At 39.6% G+C, this 25131-nt stretch carries 29 protein-coding genes; 25 read left to right on the top strand and 4 right to left on the bottom strand.

Annotated features, from left to right (window positions below; all coding sequences use genetic code 11):
- The first annotated feature begins 1050 nt into the window (after window positions 1–1050).
- From sigX to WAM07_RS06290, 3 genes are all read left to right on the top strand, one after another.
- Entirely contained in the window at window positions 1051–1590 is a 540-nt protein-coding gene (gene sigX / locus WAM07_RS06300; RefSeq protein ID WP_422165692.1) for an RNA polymerase sigma factor SigX, read from the top strand.
- Window positions 1580–2776: a hypothetical protein gene (locus WAM07_RS06295; RefSeq protein WP_422165691.1), complete on the top strand. Its 1197-nt coding sequence runs from the start codon at window positions 1580–1582 to the stop codon at window positions 2774–2776. Before sigX ends, WAM07_RS06295 begins: the two co-directional genes overlap by 11 nt.
- 105 nt (window positions 2777–2881) lie before the next feature.
- Window positions 2882–3331, top strand: a complete 450-nt coding sequence (locus tag WAM07_RS06290; protein ID WP_422165690.1) for a helix-turn-helix transcriptional regulator — start codon at window positions 2882–2884, stop codon at window positions 3329–3331.
- Between the two features lie 55 nt (window positions 3332–3386).
- Here WAM07_RS06290 and WAM07_RS06285 read toward each other — a convergent pair whose 3' ends face one another.
- On the bottom strand, window positions 3387–3635 hold the full coding sequence (locus tag WAM07_RS06285; protein WP_089750155.1) for a ferredoxin: 249 nt from the start codon (window positions 3633–3635) through the stop codon (window positions 3387–3389).
- Between the two features lie 137 nt (window positions 3636–3772).
- Between WAM07_RS06285 and WAM07_RS06280 the strand changes: the two genes are divergently transcribed.
- Genes WAM07_RS06280 through WAM07_RS06265 form a run of 4 tightly spaced genes read left to right on the top strand, consistent with a single transcriptional unit; the run spans window position 3773 to window position 7147 of the window.
- Entirely contained in the window at window positions 3773–4843 is a 1071-nt protein-coding gene (locus tag WAM07_RS06280) for a helix-turn-helix domain-containing protein (RefSeq protein ID WP_422165689.1), read from the top strand.
- On the top strand, window positions 4830–6383 hold the full coding sequence (locus WAM07_RS06275) for a RecQ family ATP-dependent DNA helicase (protein WP_422165687.1): 1554 nt from the start codon (window positions 4830–4832) through the stop codon (window positions 6381–6383). The genes WAM07_RS06280 and WAM07_RS06275 overlap by 14 nt, the downstream gene beginning before the upstream one ends.
- Window positions 6352–6960 carry a CPBP family intramembrane glutamic endopeptidase gene (locus tag WAM07_RS06270; RefSeq protein WP_422165685.1) on the top strand — a complete coding sequence of 203 codons (609 nt, stop codon included), beginning with the start codon at window positions 6352–6354 and terminating at the stop codon, window positions 6958–6960. The genes WAM07_RS06275 and WAM07_RS06270 overlap by 32 nt, the downstream gene beginning before the upstream one ends.
- Window positions 6941–7147 (top strand): hypothetical protein, encoded by a 207-nt coding sequence (locus WAM07_RS06265; protein ID WP_422165683.1) that lies wholly within the window; start codon window positions 6941–6943, stop codon window positions 7145–7147. Before WAM07_RS06270 ends, WAM07_RS06265 begins: the two co-directional genes overlap by 20 nt.
- Before the next feature lie 61 nt (window positions 7148–7208).
- On the opposite strand, the gene WAM07_RS06260 is transcribed toward WAM07_RS06265, so the two are convergent.
- From WAM07_RS06260 to WAM07_RS06250, 3 genes are read right to left on the bottom strand one after another with little or no spacing between them, the layout of a single operon-like run.
- Window positions 7209–7778 carry a manganese catalase family protein gene (locus WAM07_RS06260; RefSeq protein ID WP_089750146.1) on the bottom strand — a complete coding sequence of 190 codons (570 nt, stop codon included), beginning with the start codon at window positions 7776–7778 and terminating at the stop codon, window positions 7209–7211.
- 22 nt (window positions 7779–7800) lie between these two features.
- Window positions 7801–8070: a spore coat protein CotJB gene (locus WAM07_RS06255; RefSeq protein WP_422165681.1), complete on the bottom strand. Its 270-nt coding sequence runs from the start codon at window positions 8068–8070 to the stop codon at window positions 7801–7803.
- Window positions 8067–8288, bottom strand: coding sequence for a spore coat associated protein CotJA (locus WAM07_RS06250; RefSeq protein WP_422165679.1), 222 nt, complete (start codon window positions 8286–8288; stop codon window positions 8067–8069). Before WAM07_RS06250 ends, WAM07_RS06255 begins: the two co-directional genes overlap by 4 nt.
- Window positions 8289–8432: 144 nt before the next feature.
- On the opposite strand from WAM07_RS06250, the gene WAM07_RS06245 reads away from it, so the two are divergent.
- The 18 genes from WAM07_RS06245 to WAM07_RS06160 form a co-directional block, all read left to right on the top strand.
- A complete protein-coding gene (locus tag WAM07_RS06245; protein WP_422165677.1) occupies window positions 8433–9065 on the top strand; it encodes an HPP family protein in 633 nt (210 codons plus the stop codon).
- Between the two features lie 93 nt (window positions 9066–9158).
- On the top strand, window positions 9159–9923 hold the full coding sequence (locus WAM07_RS06240) for a metallophosphoesterase (protein WP_422165675.1): 765 nt from the start codon (window positions 9159–9161) through the stop codon (window positions 9921–9923).
- A gap of 99 nt (window positions 9924–10022) precedes the next feature.
- Complete coding sequence (locus WAM07_RS06235; protein WP_422165673.1) at window positions 10023–10922, top strand: MerR family transcriptional regulator; 900 nt, start codon at window positions 10023–10025, stop codon at window positions 10920–10922.
- A 136-nt stretch (window positions 10923–11058) separates the two neighbouring features.
- Window positions 11059–11640 (top strand): genetic competence negative regulator, encoded by a 582-nt coding sequence (locus WAM07_RS06230; protein ID WP_422165672.1) that lies wholly within the window; start codon window positions 11059–11061, stop codon window positions 11638–11640.
- 128 nt (window positions 11641–11768) lie between these two features.
- Window positions 11769–12701 carry a D-alanine--D-alanine ligase gene (locus tag WAM07_RS06225; protein WP_014643546.1) on the top strand — a complete coding sequence of 311 codons (933 nt, stop codon included), beginning with the start codon at window positions 11769–11771 and terminating at the stop codon, window positions 12699–12701.
- A gap of 141 nt (window positions 12702–12842) precedes the next feature.
- Window positions 12843–14123 carry a Glu/Leu/Phe/Val family dehydrogenase gene (locus WAM07_RS06220; protein ID WP_422165669.1) on the top strand — a complete coding sequence of 427 codons (1281 nt, stop codon included), beginning with the start codon at window positions 12843–12845 and terminating at the stop codon, window positions 14121–14123.
- A 156-nt stretch (window positions 14124–14279) separates the two neighbouring features.
- Window positions 14280–15212, top strand: coding sequence for a YpdA family putative bacillithiol disulfide reductase (locus tag WAM07_RS06215; protein WP_422165694.1), 933 nt, complete (start codon window positions 14280–14282; stop codon window positions 15210–15212).
- Window positions 15213–15304: 92 nt separating this feature from the next.
- Complete coding sequence (locus tag WAM07_RS06210; RefSeq protein WP_422165668.1) at window positions 15305–16264, top strand: asparaginase; 960 nt, start codon at window positions 15305–15307, stop codon at window positions 16262–16264.
- A 294-nt stretch (window positions 16265–16558) separates the two neighbouring features.
- Window positions 16559–17218 carry a glutamic-type intramembrane protease PrsW gene (gene prsW / locus WAM07_RS06205; RefSeq protein WP_422165666.1) on the top strand — a complete coding sequence of 220 codons (660 nt, stop codon included), beginning with the start codon at window positions 16559–16561 and terminating at the stop codon, window positions 17216–17218.
- Between the two features lie 117 nt (window positions 17219–17335).
- Window positions 17336–18160 (top strand): spore cortex-lytic enzyme, encoded by an 825-nt coding sequence (sleB, locus tag WAM07_RS06200; RefSeq protein WP_422165665.1) that lies wholly within the window; start codon window positions 17336–17338, stop codon window positions 18158–18160.
- A gap of 11 nt (window positions 18161–18171) precedes the next feature.
- Window positions 18172–19503 carry a germination protein YpeB gene (gene ypeB / locus WAM07_RS06195; protein ID WP_422165663.1) on the top strand — a complete coding sequence of 444 codons (1332 nt, stop codon included), beginning with the start codon at window positions 18172–18174 and terminating at the stop codon, window positions 19501–19503.
- A gap of 121 nt (window positions 19504–19624) precedes the next feature.
- Window positions 19625–20287: a flagellar brake protein gene (locus tag WAM07_RS06190; RefSeq protein WP_422165662.1), complete on the top strand. Its 663-nt coding sequence runs from the start codon at window positions 19625–19627 to the stop codon at window positions 20285–20287.
- A gap of 156 nt (window positions 20288–20443) precedes the next feature.
- Window positions 20444–21130, top strand: a complete 687-nt coding sequence (gene cmk, locus WAM07_RS06185; protein ID WP_422165693.1) for a (d)CMP kinase — start codon at window positions 20444–20446, stop codon at window positions 21128–21130.
- Entirely contained in the window at window positions 21130–21711 is a 582-nt protein-coding gene (locus WAM07_RS06180; RefSeq protein ID WP_422165660.1) for a lysophospholipid acyltransferase family protein, read from the top strand. Before cmk ends, WAM07_RS06180 begins: the two co-directional genes overlap by 1 nt.
- A 101-nt stretch (window positions 21712–21812) precedes the next feature.
- On the top strand, window positions 21813–22955 hold the full coding sequence (rpsA, locus tag WAM07_RS06175) for a 30S ribosomal protein S1 (protein WP_014643535.1): 1143 nt from the start codon (window positions 21813–21815) through the stop codon (window positions 22953–22955).
- A 17-nt stretch (window positions 22956–22972) separates the two neighbouring features.
- The gene (gene fni / locus WAM07_RS06170; RefSeq protein ID WP_422165657.1) at window positions 22973–24001 is read left to right on the top strand and encodes a type 2 isopentenyl-diphosphate Delta-isomerase; all 1029 of its coding nucleotides are present in this window, start codon (window positions 22973–22975) and stop codon (window positions 23999–24001) included.
- A gap of 84 nt (window positions 24002–24085) precedes the next feature.
- Window positions 24086–24682 carry a YphA family membrane protein gene (locus tag WAM07_RS06165; protein WP_422165656.1) on the top strand — a complete coding sequence of 199 codons (597 nt, stop codon included), beginning with the start codon at window positions 24086–24088 and terminating at the stop codon, window positions 24680–24682.
- Window positions 24679–25131: YIEGIA domain-containing protein (locus WAM07_RS06160; RefSeq protein WP_422165654.1), on the top strand; the 453-nt coding region annotated here is incomplete at its 3' end. The genes WAM07_RS06165 and WAM07_RS06160, both read left to right, overlap by 4 nt.

Below are 25131 nucleotides of genomic sequence, written 5' to 3'. Positions count from 1 at the left end.
CGGTATAAGAAGAGAAATGGACTAACTGGAAAAACACCATATGTTGGAACAACCAATTATCGTTCTTAAAAACACAGAATGCCGGGGGCCCCTGGTATCTGTGTTTTTTCTTTTTATTTTATTAGCTCTGCTAAACTTCCTGGGTGAATTACAGTAAAGCTCACGCTACTAAGACTCAGTTTCGAGATAGTTGGGGCCGTTGCAAACAATAGATGAGGGCGGCTACGGAAACAACTCGTCTTGTTCCATCACCCAGAAATTCGAGACATAAGCCGCTCATCAACGTATTGAAAAACCACAATATTTTTGATGGGAGGCTTATGCTGGTCGTGTCTTTCGGGGTGATTCCACATTTGAACACTTTCCTGCGGCTCTACACGGTGTAGGGTCGATCGACGTTGCCACAGGACGTGGCGACTTTAGTCGATCCTCCTTTTACCAGGAGCCTCAGTCGTTAACACTCCTTGTGGGGTCTCGCCTAGCTCCTTCTCCCGCGGGAGTCTCGTCGTTTCCTCCGCCATCCCAACGATATCTGGTGAACGGACCCTTCAAGAAGAGGAAAGTTCTCCTCCTTAAGCTGTATTAAATGGTGTTATGAAAGGTTATTACGCAACATTACATCCTGAAAATAGGTATAAAACCACATGGTCTAATTCCTCTGCACACAGGTGCTGTTTTAAGTGTTTCAAGCTCTGCATGACCGCAAAGGGACGGAAGGGAACGGCGAAGACTCCTGCGGGTGAACATGATAGGTGAGATCCCGCAGGACTGTTAAGCCCGAGGAAGCTCAGCACATGCCCGCGGAAAGCGAGTCGTTCCCTGGAGCCTCTTTCTCCCTCCAATATCTCGAAACTGAGTCTTTAACAATTCTCCCCTATAGCTTAATATGCCATTAATGCAAACCAACCATATCGTTTAAGAGAGCTATTCAGTTATAAATTCCTTTGAAGGAACCTTCCTTATTTCTTTTTTTAAATCCTCATATTAAGATAGTGATGTAACTTTTTTCATACATATAACGACTAAATAGATAAGTGGGAGGTACCATTAGTGAAAACGTTCTTTGACGAACTTTATGAAAATTATCATCATGATTTGTTTCAATATTTAATCTACATGGTCAAAGATCGCGATCTAGCTGAAGATCTTGTCCAGGAAGTTTATATAAAGGTGCTTAAATCTTATCAGTCTTTTGATGGCCGCAGCACTGAAAAAACTTGGCTGCTATCCATAGCAAGGCATGTAGCGATTGATCACTTCAGGAAGCAAAAACGTAAACGAAATCGGATTATGGATTTTTTTGATTGGAATGATAAAGGAGAGCAGCTTAAAGACCAGTCATCTCTCCCAGATGAAATTGCAGTGCAAAATGATGAAATGAAGCAAGTGTATAAAGCACTCGATAATTGTACGTTGGATCAAAGAAATGTAATTATTTTCAGGTTCATACAAGGGATGTCTATTCAAGAAACAGCAGAAATATTAAATTGGAGCGAAAGTAAAGTGAAAACGACCCAGCATCGAGGAATGAAATCATTAAAAGAGATGATGGATAAGCCCATGGAAGGGGGGGTGCAGCGTGAAGCGTAAATCCTATAGTGAAGATGAATTGAAAGAGCTGTTAGGGGAATTTCCTAAGATGGAAGATAAGAAAAGCAAAGAAGACCTTTATCGTTCCATCGAGCCTGAACTAAATAAACGAAAAAGAAGGATCGCTCCCTGGATAACTCCAAGTATGGCTACAGCCGCTGTGCTGCTTATCCTTGCCATTGTCCTCCCTGTTTTTTTAAGTTCTCTTCCTTCCAATGAATATAGCGGATCAGCTGATCAGGAAGAAAGTTCGACTGAGTCTGAAAATGACCGTGGACAGGACCAGACAGAAACTACTGAACAAAAACCTTCAGAAATAGAAGGTTCCAGTAGAGGTGAAGATAATAATCCGTCCTTTGATAAGAATGAAACAGATGTAAATGAGGGTACAGAATCACCTTTTACAATTCAGAATCGTTCTCCAGACACGAAGTCTTACGTTCTTCCGGGTAAAAATGGAGAAGTGGTTGTACCGTTTACTGTAATAAAAAGGGGGGATCAGGAAGACCAAAAAGTTGCTTCATTCGTTAAACCTGAAAAATGGGGACTGGCTGAAGATCTGATCAAGGAGCTAACTTTCAAAATTGACGAAGAAAGAGAACAAGCTGATGTAATCTTCCCTGATAACTTTTCCATAAATGGGAGTGCTTACACATCCATTGTTTCAGAGAGTATCCGTTGGAGGTTATACCCTTATGATGTGAAAACCATCAGACTTCAGACTGAGAGCGGGTCACCCGTCGTTCTAGGCAATTTTGGAGAAGTAAATACCCTTCCTGTGATTGAGAAAAATCGATATTTCTTTCAAATTTATACTAGTGAGGTCAGCGAACGGCAATTTCTTGTTCCTATTAAAGCTGAGAAAGAGATCTCTATGGAAGATGCTTTAAATCGAATGAAAGAAGAACAGACTTATGGTAACGTAGTCCCTGCTGTCCCCGGGCATGTAACTTTTCCTTCTGTTAGTGCGGAGGGATCTACTCTCACATTGACCGTTAAACATGACTCGTGGTCAAACGACCAGCAATTAATGAAAATGGTTGATGCCGTATTAGCTACGGCTGATACTTTTGGTTTTAAGGAAGTGCGTTTTCAAAATATTAAACCGGAAAAAAGTTCTTCCTACAAGTTTAGTGAGCCTATTCCTGTACCTACTTACCTGAACCCCATAAATATGAACGAATAAACTGCAACCCCGTATAATGGATACGGGGTTTTTGATCACTTTAATAGGTAAGCAGGGAGGGGACGTGTTAAAATTAGGGGGACGTAATAAAGGGGACGGTGCAGGATGGATAAAGAACAATTAAGGTTACAAGTGTCTGAAAAAATAAAATTAATTCGTGTGGAGTATGGCTATACGCAATCAAAAATGGCTGAAATACTAGGCTTGTCTAAAAAAACCCTTGTCCAAATTGAAAAAGGACGCACGATTGCGGGATGGACCACAGTGGTTGCTGTGTGCGCTCTTTTTCAAGATAGTGAAGTTTTAAAAGGCGTTCTTGGAGACGCGCCGCTTGAAATTGCAGAAACCATTGCTCACCACCAAGTGGAACGTCCGGTTGGTAAAACGTTGGGAGGGAAAGTATGGTGGACAACGCTCAAGGAAAAAGAGGATTTTTTACTGCAGCAAAATATGATAAGCAAGCATTACCGGATTATAGATGATCAATTTGATCGCTGGTTTTCTACGTTTGAGGAGGAAGAAGCTTACAGAAGGTTTGAAGAGCTGGGTAAATGATAGAATCCCTTTTAAAAAAAAGAACCCCTTCGCATCCGGAAGAGGTTCTACTTTATTATTCGTGCTTGTACGCATTTCCTTCAAAAGGGGATTCTGCAATCTTAATAGAATCCGTAGGGCAGCCATCGAAAGCATCTTCCATGTCTTCTTCCCACACTTCAGGCACTTCTGAAACACCCTGGTTATCATCAAGTACAGAGTAAGCAATCCCTTCGTCATCATAATCATATATGTCAGGTGCTGCAGCTCCACAAGCACCACATGCGATACACGTTTCTTGATCAACCATCGTATATTTAGCCACGACTGATGATCCTCCTTTGTATGTCCACTCACGAAGAGGAAACTGAAAATATAGGGTACATAGTTATTGTAAAACTCCCGTCAGGAGTTTTCAACACGAACGGTACATTCCCTAGTATCTGGAAGGAGAAGGCTGGTGTGTTTAACGTTATTATTTTGACATGCGTAAGAAAGTTAAATGGAGAGCGTACGATCTCAGGAATATATAATTTATTAACGGGAAAACGTTCGTCTCAGACATTGCAGGACGCAAAGGGTTACGAATTAGAGTGTTATTTTGGTATTTATGAAGGGTTAGCTCGAGAGGAATTTGAAGATAGATTTAAGCAAATCGAAAATAATCATTGGATTTACCTGGTAGATCGAATCTCACCAATTATTACATCTGATGGATCTCGCTATCTTTATAACTATCAGGGACCTTCATTTGAATATTTTAGCGGAATGAATAATCACCGGAATATCAGAGATTTTGAACACAGACTTTTACTAGTCATTCAGACCATTACTTCTATTCATGAGGGCAACTATTCGTTTATCCCTGTTATCGATGACTCTAAAGCCCAAAGATGGGTTAAACGTTATTATGCTTCTCTTTCCCATAAACTGAATCAAGAAGTAAAAGGAATGTATAATGAAATCTTGGATCTTTTGAACAATCGATCGCATTTGGAGTCAGAACTGTTCACCTTTCGGTTGAGCGGGGCTGAAGTTATAGGGCTTACCTATGAACAACTGAAGCGTAAATATGACATTACAACGGAAGATGCTTACGTTTGTATTCAGCATGTACTTTATTATTTATTCCACGAGGCTAGAAATTCACCAGATTCCTACCCCTTCTTATTTGCGTGTACTCGTGGTTTAGATGGTGAGACGATGATCACTCAGTCAGCTAAGCATACGTACCACTATTTAGAGCTAGGATGGACAGTGGAAGCGATTGTTTCTAAGCGACGCTTGAAGATAAGTACAATTCAGGACCATATCGTTGAAGCAGCGCTTGTTATCCCGGATTTTTCAATCGAACGTTTTCTCAGTGTCAAAGATCAGCAAAGAATTATAACAGCAGCTAATAACATGAATACGCTGCGTTTAAAACAAATCCATCAAACTTTGAACGGTGAATTTGATTACTTTCAAATAAGATTGGCTCTGGCTAAAGGTAAGAAGTTAACAGCGAAAGGACAATCATATGCAGATGTATAATTTATCTTTTCAATTAGAAAAGCATTTCGGATTTTCGCAGTTTCGTGAAGGGCAGCAGCCGATTATCGAGTCCATTTTATCTGGTCAGGATGTTCTTGGCATTTTACCTACAGGAACTGGTAAATCCCTTTGCTATCAGCTACCCGCAAAGATTCAATCAGGAACTACAATTGTAGTGTCTCCTCTTATTTCTTTAATGATTGATCAAGTGAAGCAGCTGAAAGCATCCGGCTATAAGTCAGTCGTCGCACTGAATAGTTTTATGGATCGCTCAGAGCGCAGAAAATTGCTGGAACATCTCGATCAATACGATCTAATTTATATGTCCCCTGAATTTCTCCAGAATGACTGGGTTATGCAGCATCTTGTGAAACTCAGTATCAGTCTATTTGTCATTGATGAAGCTCACTGCATATCACAATGGGGCCATGAATTTAGAACGGATTATTTAAAATTACATCAAACCATTTCTAAACTTGGCGAACCGACAGTACTTGCATTAAGTGCTACAGCAACTCCAGAAGTCCAGACAGACATTATGGATAAATTAAAGCGTCCTCTTATGGAAAAGCATATATATCCAATGGACAAGCAGAATGTCAGTTTTGCTGTCGAGCATTATGCAACTCCTGATCATAAAATAGATCGAATGATTCAGCTGCTTTCTGATCAGGTGGTTCCTACTATGGTCTATTTTTCCAGTAGACAATGGGCTGAAAAAGCAGCCTATCTGCTTCAGGCTAAGCTGAAGCAGAGGGTAGCTTTTTATCACGGAGGAATGGAGCAAATGGATAGGATGTTGGTTCAGCAGCAGTTTATGAACGATCAGCTCGATGTAATTTGCTGCACAAGTGCCTTTGGTATGGGGTTGGACAAATCTAATATTCGACTGGTTATTCATTTTCACCCCCCATCCCAGCTCGAATCATTTATTCAGGAGGTAGGAAGAGCTGGGAGAGACGGGAAACCTTGTGCTAGTCTGGTACTTTACGGGCCAAAGGACCATTACCTTCCTCAGATGTTAATAGAGAGTGAATTGCCACAAATGGATCTTGTTCAAAACGTGTTAAGATATCTGCATATGTTATGGAAGAACAACGCTTTAATTCCTTCGAATGAGGAATTTGCTGAACTTTTGGAATTATCGGAGTCGCAATGGAACTTTTTACGTTTTCAGTTAGAAGAACACGGTGTGCTAAAAGAGAGAATTATTTTAAAAGATCCTAAAGAGACTATGGTTGAGCGAAATCTGGAGGATCTAATAAACAAAAGGTGGAAGTACAAGCAGGCAAAACTTACTGAAATGCTTCAATGGATCCATCATACTTCTTGCAGAAGAAAAAGTCTGTACGAATCTTTTCAAGCTGATGTTCGGGAACCTTCAGTACCCTGCTGTGATTCATGTGGATTTACAATGGATACGTTAAGCTTTGAAAAGAACGAGTTCCAAGCAGATATTGATACTTGGAAAGAACGATTAGCTATGATCTTTAGACAGGGGGCGGGATATGAAACAAAAAAAACAGGCAGAGGTTATTAAATTGATGACGGATCAGGAACTCACACTTCAACTGATCCTAACCCAGCTTTTACTTCTAATCCTCTCTATTTTAGGCAGCTTTTTTTTATTTGATTCCTTTTGGTCAGAATGGAAATCCATATTCGAAGTAACGTTTAATGATTGGGTATGGTTTGGGGTGTTACCAGGGTTTATTGTTCTCTTGATCGATTTTATTTTGATGAACACGCTTCCAAAACAATATTATGATGATGGTGGTATTAATAACAAAGTATTTAAAAATCGATCGATCCCAGGTATCATTGGAGTTACATTATTGGTGGCTATAAGCGAAGAAATGCTATTTAGAGGTGTCTTACATACGGAATATGGATATTGGGCAGCCAGTTTATTATTTGCTCTTTTACATTTTCGTTATTTATCAAAAATTGTTCTCTTAATCTCTGTATTGTTTGTCAGCTTTTTTATTGGATATATGTTTGAAATAACAGGCAGTCTTACAGTCACTATTACGGCTCATTTTATTATAGATGTGGTGCTTGCCATGTGGATACGTTTAGGGAACAGGGGGGAATCAAGTGACTCAATCCCATCATAGTGAAGGTGTGAATAATGTGAACGAGAAGAAATTAACCAGTGAAAATATGAACACTTTGGATTTGCCACCGCAACGAAATGAAGATAAATCTAATACTTTTATAACCAAGTGGAGTGGCAATCCTCTTTGGGTACGTTATACCATTGCTTTCATATTTATTTTCATTATCCTGTTGCTGATTTTCTAATAATAGGCAAATACAAAATACTTCCCCGCCTACTAAGGAAGGGGAAGTATTTTGTGTGATATTAAAAAAATTGCTTTCGATCTTTCTCGAATTTAAGAATTTCAACTGCTTCCCGAAAACGTTGAGAGTGAACAACCTCTCTTTCTCTTAAGAATTTAAGGCTGTCATTTAAACACGGATCATCTGACATATTAATAATCCATTGGTAAGTAGCTCTTGCTTTTTCTTCGGCTGCGATGTCTTCGTAGAGATCTGCAATCGGGTCACCTTTAGCTTGTATATAAGTAGCTGTCCACGGACTTCCTGCAGCGTTATTGTAGTAAAGGGCGTGGTCATGGTTAGCATAATGGGCACCTAAACCAGCTTCTTTCATTTGTTCAGGTGTAGCATCTTTAGTTAATTTATAAATCATAGTAGCAATCATTTCCAGATGGGCAAATTCTTCCGTTCCTATATCAGTCAATAATCCAATAACCTTATCAGGGATGCTGTAACGCTGATTTAAATAACGGAGTGCAGCAGATAGCTCCCCATCAGCTCCTCCATACTGCTCAATTAAGTATTTAGCAAGTCTTGGGTTACATTCCGTTACTTTAACTGGATATTGTAATTTCTTTTCATAGTACCACATTAAATCCCTCCTTTTTTATCCTTTAAAGTTGCCAGGGCCAGGGGCTGTCTTTCCAATTCCATGGGTAACCTGAAAAACTGGCCCCATACTGGCGCAACGGTCCAAAGTGTTTTTCATATTTTGCTTTCAAATCCCTACTTTGGACCGCCAGCTCATTAAATTGCTGAATAGCTTGGAAGTCATTTGGATGCGTATCTAAGTAAAGAGTTAGCTCCACAAGTGCAAAGTCTACCATTTGAATTTTTTCCATTAATTCGTATCTTTCGGTTGCAGCTTCCGATGGATTGTTCATGAATGGTCCCCTTTCCCTGGCGGAGTTGGATAAGGGTCGAAGAAGCAAGGCCAAAGCGTGCCTTTATAAAGTGCCTCATGCAAAGAGAATTGAGGAAGATTAGGCTGTTGAAAACCAACATATAGATTGGGAGGAGTTTGATAGCAAGCCCTCTGCCGAGGAGGACATGGATCAAATGGACCGTGATACGGTTGATAACATTTAATCAAAGTAAACATTAATATCCCCTTCCTGTACTCATTATCAAAATTTATGATTATTCGGCATGTCCTATGCGAATAAAAGGAGGAATAAACCTGGTCTCTGGAGAAATGAATTAAATGAAGGATAGGATGTATAATAGAATATGAAGAGGTGAGCGTATGTTTGTGAAGAGTATTATGAAACCTGCACATCGATCATACACTGCAATGACAGATGATCGTTTAAGTGGCATTTTAGATTTATTGAATGAGCATGATCTCCAGGCAATGCCTGTACTTAATGGTCGAAAGTTCCTAGGAATGGTTTCAAAGGAGATTATTTATCGGGCTTATTTTAATGCGGATCAAAGTAAAGAAACCTTTTTAAACCAAACAACCGCAGGTGATATTGCTGAAAATGAGGACTTCTATATCCATGATGAAGAAGTATTTGAACGCACACTGCCAGCGTTTAAAGGTTTTCCTTTACTGGCCATTGTAGATCAAGAACGAAATTTTCAGGGGCTTGTCACACGTTTTGATGTGATTGAGCAGTTTGAAAGCGCATTTGGAAGTAAAAAGAAAGGTATTCGAATTGCTTTTACTTCTGAAGAGTCAAGTGGCCGAATTGAGAGACTGGGAGACATTATTAAAAGCTATCATGAAAATGTCATATCCCTGGCTACGTTTGATGAAACGGATAAGCTTGCACGTAGAATCGTACTAAAAATTGAAAAGAAGGATAATATAGAACAATTTACAAATAAGCTGGAGAAGACAGGATTTAGGATTTTAAGTGTGAAAGAAGTGTAAAGATTAACTGCTATGACTTGTTCATAGCAGTTTTTTTGTGGATTACTTTTATGGTACGATTAATTTTATTCTATCTTTGGGAGAGTGGGGCAAGTGTTAGCTGGGGTCTTAATAGTAGCAAGTTTGGGATTGTTATTTCTTGCAGGAATGTACTTTAGGGCAGAACAAGACTACTTGGATAAACATGTAATCGAAGATTCCGCTTTTCCTTTCGCTCAAGAACTGCACATTGTCTTTATTTCAGACGTTCATAACCGCGAAATAAACCAAAAAACCCTTAACAAGCTGAAAAATGTGGATGTAGTAATCATTGGGGGAGATCTAGTAGATAAGCGAACGCCTCTAACCAGATTGAAGAACAATCTAGAGAAATTAAAGCAGTGGGAAGCCCCTGTCTATTTTGTTCCCGGAAATAATGACCATGAACTGGAAAGAGCCAATCTTCTGGATGTTCTTGATAATCATCATATTCATATTCTTTCAAATTCGGATAATGAGGTGACCTTCCAATCGGAGGACAGGTTTCTATTAAGTGGAATTGATCCTTATTTTATGAAGCCCAGGCGTCAGGCTGCCTACATAAACGATCACATTAATTATCAAATACTATGTGTTCACGATCCTTACGTTTATCACAAAATGAACCAGCAGGATCAGAAACAGTTTGATCTAGTACTGAGCGGACACACCCATGGTGGTCAAATCCGGTTATTTGGATTAGGCCCTTACACAAGAGGAGGATGGTTTGAATCTGAAAAGCCGCCTCTTCTTATAAGTGAAGGCTATGGAACCTCACTGCTCCCCCTGCGTCTGGGAACTAGAGCAGAACTGCATTCTATTATCATTAAATCTTCCTGACAGGGTTATTCAAATATTATATAAAGAATATACAAATTTTACACGTGATTAACTATTCATATATAATTATAGGAAAAGGAAAGAGTTGGAGGAAGGCAAATGGGGACAAAGCAAGCAAAATATAATATAAAGGCTGTATCTCAAATGGTGGGAATTCAGCCCGGCACTCTTCGAGCATGGGAGCGCCGGTACCAAATTGTTCGACCGTCCCGAAACGAAGCCGGGCATCGTTTATATTCAGATGAGCACATTAAAATATTAAAGTGGTTAATGGAAAAAGTGGATAAAGGATTTACTATTTCCCAGGCTGTATCCCTTCTTGAGAGCAATGAGAATGCAGTGGATGCTTCCAGTCATACGGAAAGCAGTAATCAATTAGAGATCCTGGGAGATGATCTTCTGAATGCGCTGCTGTCATTTGAAGAGAATGAAGCACAGCAGAAACTGGATCATGCCTTTAGCTTGTTTACCCCGGAAACAGTAGCCATTGATATTATAGGTCCTCTCTTAGTTAAAATTGGAGACCTTTGGGAAGAAAACCGGATTACTAGTGCACATGAACACTTTGCAAGCCATTTCCTCCGTTCCAGAATGGGGATGATGCTTCTCTCCATTCCTTCTGATGCTATGCTTCCTAAGGCCCTTCTTGTATGTGGCCCTAATGAGCGTCATGAACTTGGACTGTTGATATTTGCACTATATATGAAACGTAAAGGATATGACGTTATTTACCTGGGACAGAGCATTGCCGGGGGCGACATTGATATTGTTATTGACGAAATAGAACCATCCTACATGTTTATGTCATGCACGTTAAAGAAAAATATTCCCATTACGGTAAGTCTGGCCGAATCTTTACAGAAGCAGTTTCCTGAGTTGAAAATAGGACTGGGCGGCTTGGCTTATGATCGGTTATCGGAACTTGATAAAAAACGAATGGAGCCATTCCTTGTCGGAAACACTAAAAAAGATTGGGAGGCCTGGCTGACCAAGCATTAGCAGCAATGAAAATGAAGGTTGCAGTAAAAAGGTTGCCCCTGTAAACACACTTTAGATATAATTCGAAAAAAGGTGCCATAATCGCATCAGTCATCATACTATATAGATAACACACATTGTGACAGGGGGCGATCATGTGCGAGTGGAAAGAATGACAAATGAGAAATTTAAAATTTTTCTAACCTTTGATGATTTGTTGGATAGAGGATTATCAAAAGAAGAATTGTGGAGTGACCTTCCAAGAGTCCATAGAATTTTCAGCGATATGATGTATGATGCGGGAATTGAGCTCGGGGTCGAGTTAACAGGTGTGTTACTTGTGCAGGTGTATCTATTACAGGCACAGGGCATGTTAATTGTTGTTACCAAAACTGAGCCAACTGATATGGAAGATGAAGAAGATTACATGGAAATGAAAGTTACACTGGATGAAAGTAAAGAAATGATGTTTTCATTCGAAGATTTTGAACATGTCATCCAGGCCGGTATTCACTTACACAAGCTGGGTGTTACGGGTGGAAATGTATATTATTACAATGATTTCTACTATATGCTCCTTATGGATGAAGACATCATTCATTTGGATATCGATCAAGTTATTGCTTTACTATCTGAATTTGCCTCTGCCTCCTCAGCTACATCGTATAGATTGGCCGAGTATGGAAAGCAAATTATGAAAGATAATGCATGCAGGACAATTAAAAATTATTTTTCTTAATCCGTTTTGAGTGGACGATGCTTTATAAGCTTCGTTCTTTTTATTTTTAATAGAAGCTCATTATAGAACATGTTACTATAGATAAGGATGTTTGAAATTTTAAGATGGTAAGAAATGGAGTGTCCATAATGAAGATTGCAGTATTGTATGGAGGGACTTCTGGAGAACGGGAAGTTTCTTTATCTACAGGTAAGGGAATAATAAAAGCGTTAAAAAACAAAGGTCATGAAGTGATCGCTATCGATTTTTCACCCGAAAAAATTAAAGATATACTGGAATTAAAAGTGGATCTTGTTTTCTTGGGACTTCATGGACGCTTTGGTGAAGATGGTAAAATTCAAGGCTTGCTTGATATGCTTAACCTTCCTTATGTAGGGTCAGGTGTATTATCCTCAGCTCTAGCTATGGATAAAGCAAAATCAAAACAAATCTTCTCATTAAATGGACTTCAAACTGCAAACAGCAAAACGTTTGATGTTACGGGCTTATTGAATATGAGTGACATAGTGGAAGATATCAAGAAGCATTTTCCTACGCCATTCGTGATTAAGCCGAACCAGGAAGGATCCACATTGGGACTAACAATTGTGAAGAATGAAGGTCAGATTGAAAAAGCCGTCCAAACAGCTGCTCACTCTGATTCTACTATTCTGGTAGAGGATTATGTTCAGGGAAGAGAAGTGACGGTCCCCGTCATAGGTCAAAAAGGAAAAGAAACGCCGCTTCCGGTTATTGAAATCATTCCTAAGAATGATTATTATGATTTTGACTCAAAATATAAACCAGGTGGAAGTGAACATATTGTTCCTGCCAAACTGCCGGATAATCTTACCGATCGACTAAAACAAGAAGCGGTGAAAGCTCATCAGTTATTAGGATGTGAAGTTTATTCTCGTGTAGATTTCATAATTAATGAAAAAGGGGAGCCGGTGATTCTGGAAGTGAATACACTTCCGGGGATGACTCCAACTAGTTTATTCCCTGATTCCGCCAAGGAAATAGGCTGGAGCTACGACGATCTTATAGAAAAATTCGTAGAACTATCCCAACTTGATAAATAATAGAGGGTGCAATCGCTTACATTTTTCGGGTTAAAGACACTAGAATGCTAAAACACGCTTTCCATAATAGAGGTGAAAGTGTATACTATTGACTGAAAGAATACCCTGAAAGCGAATGCACGGATATTAGGAGGTAAATGGATGGTAGCGGATAAGCCGACAGATGCTGCAAACGAAAACAATGATAAACTCGATGTTTTAAAATCCACACAGACGGTGGTTAAAAAAGCACTTGATAAATTAGGTTATCCTAACGAAGTTTACGAACTCTTGAAAGAACCGGTGCGGATGATGACGGTAAGGATTCCTGTACGGATGGATAATGATCATATTAAAATATTCACAGGCTATCGTTCCCAGCATAATGACGCGGTTGGTCCTACCAAAGGCGGGGTGCGTTTCCACCCGAACGTCTCAGAAAAAGAAGTCAAGGCTTTATCCATCTGGATGAGTTTAAAAGCTGGAATTGTAGATTTACCTTATGGTGGAGGAAAAGGCGGAATCGTTTGTGACCCTCGTGAAATGTCTTTCCGCGAACTTGAAGGCATAAGCCGCGGTTATGTTAGGGCTATCAGTCAAATTGTAGGTCCTACAAAGGATATTCCAGCGCCTGATGTATTTACAAATTCTCAGATCATGGCATGGATGATGGATGAATACAGCCGTATAGATGAATTTAATAACCCTGGTTTTATCACTGGTAAACCGCTTGTCTTAGGCGGATCACACGGCCGGGAAACAGCCACGGCTAAAGGTGTAACCATCTGTATTGAAGAGGCAGCCAAAAAGAAAGGTATTAATGTAGAAGGTGCCAGAGTGGTTGTTCAAGGCTTTGGTAACGCCGGAAGCTTTCTAGCTAAATTTATGCACGATCGTGGAGCTAAGGTTATTGGAATTTCCGATGCCTATGGAGGGCTGCATGATCCTGATGGTCTGGATATTGAGTACTTACTCGACCGCCGGGATAGTTTCGGTACGGTTACAAATCTTTTCAAAAATACAATATCCAATGAAGAATTGTTGGAGTTGGACTGTGACATATTAGTTCCTGCTGCTATCGAAAATCAAATTCGAGAAGAAAATGCTCACAACATAAAAGCAAGTATCGTGGTAGAAGCGGCAAACGGCCCGACTACTTTAGACGCCACTCGAATATTATCTGAAAGAGGAATATTGCTTGTACCTGATGTTTTGGCATCTTCGGGAGGAGTTACGGTTTCTTATTTCGAATGGGTCCAGAATAATCAAGGATACTATTGGACAGAAGAAGAAGTGGAAGAGAAACTCCATAAAGTGATCGTTAAAGGGTTTGATAACGTTTACAAAACCGCAGAGACACGACGTGTAGATATGCGCTTAGCTGCTTACATGGTTGGTGTAAGAAAGATGGCAGAAGCTTCTCGTTTTAGAGGATGGATATAGGTTGATTTGACCACAATTATCTCCTATCATTTACATGGTAGGAGATTTACTTTTGTTTATTAAATCGAACGTAAGTTCCAGATACTTCTGGAAAAAGGAGTGAATAACGTGCATCAGGAAGAAAAAGTCATCATAATTGGCGGTGGCCCTTGTGGTATGAGTGCAGCCATAGAGCTAAAGAAAATGGGCATTGAACCATTAATTATAGAAAAAGGGAATATTGTTAATTCTATTTTTCATTACCCAACTCATCAAACGTTTTTTAGTTCAAGTGAAAAGCTGGAGATTGGAAACATTCCATTTATTTCGGAACGTCAAAAACCCGTGCGAAACGAGGCTCTAGCCTATTACCGTGCAGTAGCTGGCAGGGAAGAGTTACGCATCAATGCTTTCGAAAAAGTAATGCACGTGGAACAAGAGCAATCAGGATTTATAGTTAAGACTGAAAAGCGGACAGGTGAACAGGCGGAATATAAAGCGGAGGACCTGGTCATTGCGACCGGTTACTACGACCAGCCGAATCATTTAGGTATAAAGGGAGAAGAGCTTACGAAGGTTAAGCATTACTTCAAGGAAGCCCACCCCTACTATAATAAAGATGTCGTAGTTATCGGTGGAAAAAATTCAGCAGCCGATGCCACTCTGGAATTGGAAAAGTCCGGAGCTAATGTTACGGTTTTATATCGTGGTGAAGAATATTCCAAAAGTATTAAGCCATGGATCTTACCTCAATTCGAAGCTCTGGTAAGAAAAGGTGCCGTAAGTATGGATTTTTGTGCGCATATTAAAGAAATTACTGAGACCGAGGTTATTTACGAATGCCGAGGGCAGGAAAAACGCATCGCGAACGATTTTGTTTTCGCTATGACAGGCTACCGTCCCGACCATAACTTTTTGACAAAGATGGGCGTTGAGTTTGATAGAGAGACCGGGCGCCCTGATTATAATGAAGATAGTATGGAAACCAATGTTCCTGGTATTTATATCGCTGGGGTAATTGCAGCTGGATATAATAATAATGAGATATTTATTGAAAATGGTCGGCATCATGGCGGAAAAATTGCTCGTGCCATTGGCAGTAAGAAATAAGCCGTCCGTTTAGCCACCTCCCGCTCCAGAGAAGGTTTGGGAGATTTTTTGTATAAATTATCATTCCGCATTGTTTAAAGGGGGGCTTTATTTTGAGTAAAGTAGTTTTGCTTACCACGGGAGGTACCATAGCTAGTGTACCTAATAAGCAGTCTGGTAAATTATCCTCTGGTGCTTTAACTGGTGAGGAGCTGGCTGAAATGCTGAAGCTTCCAACGGATATTGATGTAGTAATCGATTCTGTATTTCAAAAACCAAGTATGCACGTAGGCTTTGAAGATCTTAAATGGCTTAAAGAGAAAATAGAAGCTTACTTTGAAGATGATATGGTTTCAGGTGTTGTAGTGACTCATGGCACCGACTCTTTAGAGGAAAGTGCGTACTTTCTTGACTTAACCATTAATGATCAGCGACCGGTTGTTATAACTGGATCTCAGAGGTCGCCAGGCGAGATGGGCAGTGATGCTTATATTAATATGAGACATGCCATTTATGCAGCGTGTAGTCAGGATTTGCATGGAGCAGGGGCTGTAGTGGTCTTTAATGAACGTATATTTCCAGCTAAATATGTAAAGAAAGAACACGCTTCGAATATCCAGGGGTTTAATGCTTTTGGGTTTGGTTACTTAGGGATTATTGATAACGACGAAGTTCATATCTATCAAAAACCGATAAATAGAGAAACTTATGATCTTATAACGGATATTCCAAGGGTAGATATCGTTAAGACTTATTCAGGTGCGGACGGAGCTTTTATTAAAGCTGCACGCGAGAGTCAGGCGAAAGGCATAATATTAGAAGGTGTAGGAAGAGGGCAAGTAGCACCCGGAATGATGGCTGAAATTGTTAAATCAATTGAAGCAGGAGTGAGAATTGTAATTACTACCACATCAGAAGAAGGTTCCGTTTATACGACTTATGATTATTTAGGTAGTGCCTACGATCTCTATAAGCATGGTGTCATACTGGGAGATGATGACGATAGTAAGAAAGCCCGTATAAAATTAGCGGTCATTCTAGCTTCCAATTTTGAGGGCGATATTACTTATTAAACTTCCACTGGAGCATAAGCCTTCTTCTCAGGCACTTTCTGGTGAAAGACCTCTGTGCTCTGCACTTCCCGTTACTATTTAGGTCAATCAGAGTTTTCTCTACTCATTTATCTCGATGGTATTCTTTCTTCCAGACATATCATGTGTGAAATTCTAATCAGGAATGATAAAAAAGTACCAGCCAAGCTGGTACTTTTTTGATATTTATCCATTCGGACGTATCCCTTATTCCTTTTCCACATTCTTCATGATACCATTGAAATAAGGCGAAAGAATGAGAGAGGGCTGATTTTTATGGCCTTGCTGACTGCAGCCATATCTCCTGCTATAGCAATTATGACATTCATATACTTAAGTAAAAGAATTGAGCTAGAACCGCTTCCACTGATCATCCGCATGTTTATTATAGGCATCATCATGGTATTTCCCTTGATGTTTATTCAGTATGCTTTTGAAACTGAAGGGGTATTTCAGACTCCGCTATTGAGGTCGTTTTTCTTAGCTGGGTTAATGGAAGAATTTTTTAAATGGTTTTTTCTCTTATTTGTTGCCTATAGGCATTCAGATTTTGATCATCACTACGATGGAATTATCTATGGTGTGGCAATTAGTTTAGGCTTCGCAACAATAGAAAATATTATTTATATCTTTTCAAATGGCATTGAGATTGCACTGTTAAGAGCTGTCTTTCCAGTATCTTCTCATGCTTTGTTTGGAATTCTTATGGGTTTTTACATGGGTAAAGCAAAATTCGCCAGCCAAAGCCAAAATTTATGCTTAAGTTTAGCTTTACTAATTCCAGTGGGTTTACATACCTTGTATGATTATATTATTACTGTATTGAACCAGACTTGGCTGTACTGGATTACTCCATTTATGATCGTTTTATGGATGATAGGATTCAGAAAGATAAGATTAGCCAATGAACATCATGAAGATCTTCAAAAAACATGATATAAAGTAAACCGCCGTTGCAACGGCGGTTTTTTTAATGGATAAACATGTATAAAGTTTATAAACGGTTGGAAACTAATCTTATAAATAATACTACTGGTCAGGGGTGTAACTCGGATGATATGGAAGAAAATGATAATTATTGGATTGGGAGCGGCTATGCTCATATTTCCTATTTCAGAATGGACAGCTGTCAACTCTGTAGAAGCTTTTTCAAATCAAGTTATACAACATGGGGCCACCGGAGATGATGTGATTGAATTACAAGCCAGATTACAATATCTCGGGTTTTATAACGGTAACATCGATGGGGTCTTTGGATGGGGAACCTATTGGGCCGTTCGAAATTTCCAATATGAATTTGGTCTTGAAATTGATGGTTTAGTAGGAGAAGAAGTAAAAAATAAACTGATTAAAGCTAGTAAATATGACAAGGGATTTGTTCAGGAGCAAGTGAAAAGAGGGAATGATTTCACGTATTACGGAGGTACTCCGAAAACCCAGCAGGTTAAACAGCAGAAACCAAAAGGAACCCAGAAACCTCCTCAGAAACAGAAACCAACAGCTGTTAATGTTCCAAGCGGGTATTCTCAGAATGATATCCAATTGATGGCAAATGCTGTGTATGGAGAAGCACGAGGTGAGTCTTACGTTGGTCAAGTGGCAGTGGCATCTGTAATTCTTAACCGTGTGTCGAGTGCAACGTTTCCGAACACCGTGTCAGGAGTTATTTTTGAACCACGAGCATTTACTGCGGTAAGTGATGGACAGATATGGCTTCAGCCTAATGAAACGGCCAAAGAAGCGGTATTGGACGCTATCAACGGATGGGATCCTTCTGGTCAGGCTATATATTATTTTAATCCTAACACCGCAACATCGGATTGGATATGGTCAAGGCCGCAAATTAAGAAGATTGGTAAACATATATTCTGTAAATAGGAGGTGGAAGAATGGTTCGCTGGATTACAATTGTCGTATTAAGTATAGTAGTTGTAGGGACATCAGTCTGGGGCTACAAGGAAAATCAGGATAAAAATGCAGTGCTGATTCAAGCGGAGAACAGTTATCAGCGCGCATTTCACGAGCTCACTTATAACGTAGATCTTCTGCACGACAAAATAGGTGCTACTCTGGCTATGAACACCAGACAGCAGCTTTCGCCGCAGTTGGCTGAAATTTGGAGAATCACCTCGGAAGCTAATTCAGATGTGGGGCAGCTTCCTCTTACTCTGCTCCCGTTTAATAAGACTGAAGAATTTCTCTATGAAATAGGGGATTTCGCTTATAAAACCGCTATTCGTGACTTAGAGAAGAAGCCTCTGAGTGAAAAAGAAATAAAGAAACTGGAAGAGCTTCATAAGCATTCAGGTGAGATTGAAACCGAGTTACGTAAAGTGCAAAATGTTGTTTTGAAAGATAACTTGCGCTGGATGGATGTACAACTTGCTCTTTCTACAAACAATGAAGCAGGCGATAACACTATTGTAGATGGGTTCAAGACCGTAGAGAAAACAGTTGACGGTTATACACAAACGACCGCTCAAACAGGTATAACGGCTGCCAGTCCAGAGAAAAGTTATAAAAATTTACAGGGGGATCCTGTTTCAGAAGCAAAAGCCAAACAAATTGCCAGTAAATGGCTTGAGAAAGTTGATGTTAATAAACTTACTCTGACTAAATCAGGTAAGGGAGCAGATGTACCGACTTACACTGCTTCGTTTGATAATGGGAAGCGCAATGGTTATATGGATTTAACTGAAAAGGGAGGGCATCCTTTAACCATTATGATCAGCCGCAAAATGGGAGAGGCGAAAATTAGTCTTCACGAAGCATCCAAGAAAGCAGAGAAATATGTAGATGGACTTGAGGCAGAAGGTTTAGAGCTGGCTGAAACGAACCAGTATAATAACATAGGGATCTTTCGTTATGTTTATACTAAGGATGACATTCGTTATTATCCAGAATCCGTAGTTGTAAAAGTAGGGTTAGATAATGGTGAAGTACTTGGTTTATCCGCAAGAGACTACTACGATGATCACAAGGATCGTGAAATTGAAAAACCTGAGATCACAGAAGAAGAAGCACGCTCCAAAGTAAACCCGGGATTAGAAATACAGGAAAACCGCCTGTCTGTTATCGAAAATGACTTAAAAGAGCTTGTATTATGTTACGAATTTTTAACTACTAAAGAAAATACTACGTATAGAATATTTATTAACGCTCAGAATGGGCAGGAAGAAAAAGTGGAAACATTAAAAAAAGCTGAAATAAAATTTAATTAGTTTAGAAAAACCGCCATTAATTTGGGGGTTTTTTTAATTCACAAGACCTATATACTTTCCATATTTATTTAAAAATGAGATAATATAATTAATACAAAAGTCTTAGATATTTGGGGGTAACATGAAGATATTAAAAATTGGTATGCCGTTCACCTTAGAAATTAACTCAAAAGATAATGAAGAACCAGAGAAATATAAATGTAAACTTGTTGATCACATGAAAGAGTATATATATATTGATTACCCTATTAACGTAAAGACAGATAAAGCGGCTTTTATTATGGAAGGCACTGAAATCCAGGCGAGCTTTATCACTGAAGATCAATCCGTATATTGTTTTAACACGGCGGTCGTAGCACGAAAAAAGTTAAATATTCCGGTGTTTGTGCTGACGTTCCCTCCGCGAAAAGATCTTATTCGGATACAGCGCAGAAAGTACGTGCGTGTAGACGCTTCAATAGATGTTGCGGTTCAGTTTGAAAACCAATGCTTCACGGCAGTGACCCAGGATATTAGTGGCGGCGGAGCAGCAATTTTAGAACCTTTTCATGTACAGATGTATAAGTACCAGCGCGTAAACTTAACGTTAGTTCTCCCTATGAATTCTGGTGAAAACCGGTACGTGGAGGCCGAGGGAATCGTAGTAAGAATAATTCAACAAGACAACGGAAAGAGAAATCAAGTATCCATGCAGTTTGAAAATATTTTAGAAAAACAGCGTCAGCTAATCATTCGATATTGTTTTGAGCAACAGATGAACATGCGTAGAAAGGCACTAAAGTGACTACATAATAATGGATTTTTTCCAATTAGTTATGTTATTCTGTACAGAGTAATTAAGAGTCTCTCATGGTGGGTTTAGCCATCTGAGGGCTCTTAGGCGCGCTTTCATTATTTAAGTGCGCTTTTATTTGTATAAGGTAAATTGGAGGAAACTGAACTGATGGATACTATGACAATTGCAATTGACGGCCCAGCTGCTGCCGGAAAAAGTACTGTAGCAAAAAGAGTAGCTGAAAAATTATCTTTAATATATGTAGATACAGGTGCAATGTATCGTGCATTAACTTGGAAAGCCTTAAATAATGGTGTTTCACTTGAAGATGAATACGCTCTGGCACAATTATTAAGGGAAACGGATTTAAAATTAGTGCAGAGTGATAATGGGCAGAGAGTTCTTCTTGATGGAGACGATGTATCGGATGATATAAGAACAAACGATGTTACGAACCAGGTATCTATTGCATCTAAGCATAAAGACGTACGGGAAGAAATGGTAAGCCGTCAGCAGGAGCTTGTTAATCAACAAGGGGTAGTGATGGATGGCAGGGATATAGGGACTCATGTACTGCCTAATGCTGATGTAAAGATATTTATGATAGCCTCTGTGGATGAAAGAGCAGAAAGACGTCATAAAGAAAACCAGTCTAAAGGGTATGACTCAAACCTGGAAGATCTTAAGGAAGAAATCCGCAGGCGTGATGAAATAGATTCAAATCGCGAAGTCGCTCCGCTGGTAAAAGCTGACGATGCTGTTATCGTAGACACCACCTCTTTAACAATAGAAGAAGTAGTAGAGCAAATAATTGAAGTAGTTAATGATAAGAAGGAGAGGGGGAATAAATAATGAGCTTGTATAAGCTTGGGAAATGGATTTGTGCTGTCATCTTTTACCCTTTATACCGGATTAAAGTTATTGGTAAACACAATATTCCAAAAGAAGGTCCCGTTATTGTTTGTTCCAATCATATATCTAATGCAGATCCACCTGTAGTAGGTATTACAAACAGCAGGGATATTTACTTCCTTGCCAAAGAAGAATTGTTTAAAAACAGGCTGATTGGGGGAATTCTTAAAGGAGTCCATGCTTTTCCAATAAAGAGAGGCATGCGTGATCGTAATGCGCTCCGTCAAGGTCTGGAAATTCTTAATAATAATCATGTACTCGGTCTTTTCCCAGAAGGAAGAAGACAAAAAAATGGCGAAATTGGAAAAGGTTTGGCTGGTGCAGGTTTCTTTGCTCTACGTTCTGAAGCCTATATTGTTCCCTGCGCTATAGTAGGACCTTATAAGAAGTTTCAGCGGTTGAAAGTCGTTTATGGTGAACCCATTGATATGAGTGGATACCGTGAGGAAAAAGCTTCTGCACAAGTCGTAACGGATCGAATTATGGAAGAAATCAGAAAACTGCATAAAATTCACAGCTGATGGAGCGTAATCACTTGACAAAAAGCTCTAAATATTAGAAGTTAGAAAAAAGGGCATTTCTGTTTCAAGGTTGTGTCGGAAATTGAAGGAGGTAGCTTGGTATGGATGAAATGAATCAAGAAGTATCTGGAATGCAAGAATTCTCTGCCGGGGACATTGTTACTGGGAAAGTTGTTAAAATTGAAGAAAAACAAGTCCTCGTAGATGTTGGATATAAAGTTGAGGGTATTGTACCTATTAGTGAATTATCCAGCCTTCATGTTGAAAAAGCTTCAGATGCAGTCAGCGAAGGGGACGAGTTGACCCTGCAAGTGAAAAAGGTAGAAGATGATGAAATCGTCCTATCTAAAAGAGCTGTTGATGCAGATAAAGCATGGCAGGACTTGGAAGACAAGTATGAGAGTGGAGAAATTTTCGAAGCTGAAGTTAAAGACGTTGTAAAAGGCGGTCTTGTAGTAGACATCGGCCTACGAGGATTTATTCCTGCATCTTTAGTAGAAACTTACTATGTTGAAGATTTTGAAAATTACAAAGGTAGAAACCTTTCTCTTAAAGTGGTTGAACTGGATCGAGAACAAAATCGTGTCATTCTTTCTCACCGGGCAGTAGTGGAAGAGGAAGAGTCAGCGAAAAAGCAGGAGGTACTGCACTCACTTGAAGATGGTCAGGTAATTGAAGGCACTGTTCAAAGATTGACAGACTTCGGTGCGTTTGTAAACCTTGGAGGTATTGACGGATTAGTACATATCTCCCAACTATCTCATCAGCATGTAGAAAAAGCATCTGATGTAGTTGAAGAGGGGCAGACGGTTAAAGTTAAAGTACTATCTGTTGATCGCGATAACGAGAGAATATCACTTTCCTTAAAAGCCACTCAACCTGGTCCGTGGCATGATATTCAGGAAAAAGTTAAACAGGGAGAGGTGCTAGAAGGAACGGTTCGCCGTTTAGTAAGCTTCGGAGCATTTGTAGAAGTGTTCCCTGGTGTTGAAGGACTCGTTCACATTTCTCAAATCTCCAATCGCCACATTGGTACTCCTGGTGAAGTCCTGGAAGAAGGACAGCAGGTACAAGTTAAAGTGTTAGACGTAGATGGAGAAGCCAAACGTCTTTCCTTAAGTATGAAAGAACTTGAAGCTGAACAAACTAGAGAAGAGTACCAGCAGTATGAGAAGGAAGAAGACAATTCCGGTTTCTCACTAAGTGATATGATTGGCGACAAACTGGATAAATACAAAAAATAATTGAGCGGGTGTTGGATATGTCAAGATCTGAGAGGAAAATTGATCATATCCGCCATGCATTAGGTCACGAACGAGCTTATCACAATCATTTTGACGATGTGGAAATCGTTCATCAAAGTCTGGCTCGTCTGGACTTTAATCAATTGAGTATAGAGACACAAGTAGGGGAACTTCATTTGAGTTCCCCTCTTTTTGTTAATGCAATGACCGGTGGTGGTGGAGAAGAAACGAAAGAAATTAACCGGAACCTCGCTTTAGCCGCAAGTGAAACCGGTATTGGGATGGCAGTAGGTTCGCAAATGTCAGCCATTAAAAATCCCGAGGAGAGATCTACCTATGAAGTCGTGAGGGAAGTAAATCCTGAGGGAGTCATTTTTGCAAATGTGGGGAGTGAAGCTACCGTTCCTCAGGCAGAAGAAGCTGTCGACATGCTTAAAGCGGATGGACTGCAAATTCATATTAATACACTTCAAGAATTAATAATGCCTGAAGGAGACAGAGACTTTTCCCATCGTCTTCGTCGGATAGAAGAGATTGTATCTAACATGTCTATCCCTGTAATCGTAAAAGAAGTAGGCTATGGCATGTCGAAAGAGACAGTAGAAACCTTATATTCTATGGGGGTTCGTTACATTGATGTAGGAGGGCAGGGGGGCACAAATTTCTCTAAAGTTGAGAATATGAGAAGAGACAACCCCTTATCATCATTTAATAACTGGGGCATCCCTACCCCTATTTCCATTTTGGAATCTTCTTCTGTGTCCACGGATCTTCATATTATTGCATCCGGTGGTGTTCGTCACGGACTGGATGGAGTGAAAGGACTTATTTTAGGAGGTAAGGCATTTGGAATGGCTGGAGGGCTGCTTCGTGTCCTGGTTGAAGAAGGTAAAGAGGCTCTGGTCAATGAAATTTGTCATATCCATGAAGAGATAAAAATTGCGATGATGCTGTTGAATGCATCCAATATTCACGACTTGTCTCATAACCCCTATATACTATTTGGCCGGACTAAAGAATGGTCAGACCAAAGACTTGGCCCATGATTATTATCATGGGTTTTTTGTATGGGCAGATGTTTAAAGAAGGGCATAGTGATCCATAATAAAAAGAAGGAAGGGGTGTAAAGATTGGCAGCTATTTACTACTGGTATGCTTGGTTCCTTGCTCTCATCATCTTTTTTTTCATTCCATCTTCAAATTTACGGAGTCGATTGTTACTTTTTATCTGGACCATAATATGTACATATTCCCTTGGAGATAATCAGTTCATAAACTTTCAGCTTTACATTGTTTTGCTATTAGGCATTTTTGGCACTTATTTCTGGAAGATCACTCGTAAAAATATGATCCAGCATTTCTGGCCAATTGTGTTAAGTATTGGTTATACAGCTGTTCAGCTTTTTTTACTGGTGCAGCCAGTTTGGTCCAGACTCCCGGGTGTTTACCTGGGAGTAATATTTTTCTTATTTGTTCTTCATAAAATGTTTCAGGACCTCCCTAGTTTAATTGGGGCTTGGCTGCTAATTAATGCGTTTGGTTTATTATGGTCTTATTTGGTATTTTCAATTTACATTTTGGAAGAACCCTTTTTCAATCAACAAACGATAATTTTTGTGTTAAAAGGTATGGTCGTTTTATTTATCATGTATGGAATTCACCGATTAAAGTATTCATTGCAACAGAAGAAGATTAAAACAATTAAAAAACGAGGTGCGTATGTGTGAATGAATACACGTATCCAATTATTACTGGTATTTTGGTCGGTACGGCTTTACGGGTCTTTATGCTTCGAACCGACTATCGTCAGTATCCTACCTACTTACACGGGAAAATTATTCATTTATCTCTGGGTTTTATAGCGGCTTCACTCGGGACTATAGCCATTCCCTCTATAATGGAAAAAGAATTTACAGCTGTTACCTTTTTAACGTTAGCTGCTTCCCAGTTCAGAGAAGTTCGCAACATGGAAAGAAATACGTTATCAGAAATGGATTCTTATGAACTTGTACCCCGGGGAAACACTTACATTGAAGGGATTGCTGTCGCTTTTGAAAGCAGAAATTACCTAGTTATTTTTACTTCCTTCATTGTTACGCTGTGCTATTTAGCAATAAATGGATGGGCAGCTCTTGGGGCTGCTTTAGTGTGTTTTGTTATTTCTTCCCTGTTAATG

It is taken from the genome of Halobacillus sp. (assembly GCF_049282395.1).
Classification (GTDB): domain Bacteria; phylum Bacillota; class Bacilli; order Bacillales; family Halobacillaceae; genus Halobacillus.
This window is presented reverse-complemented; position numbering and strand designations above follow the sequence as displayed.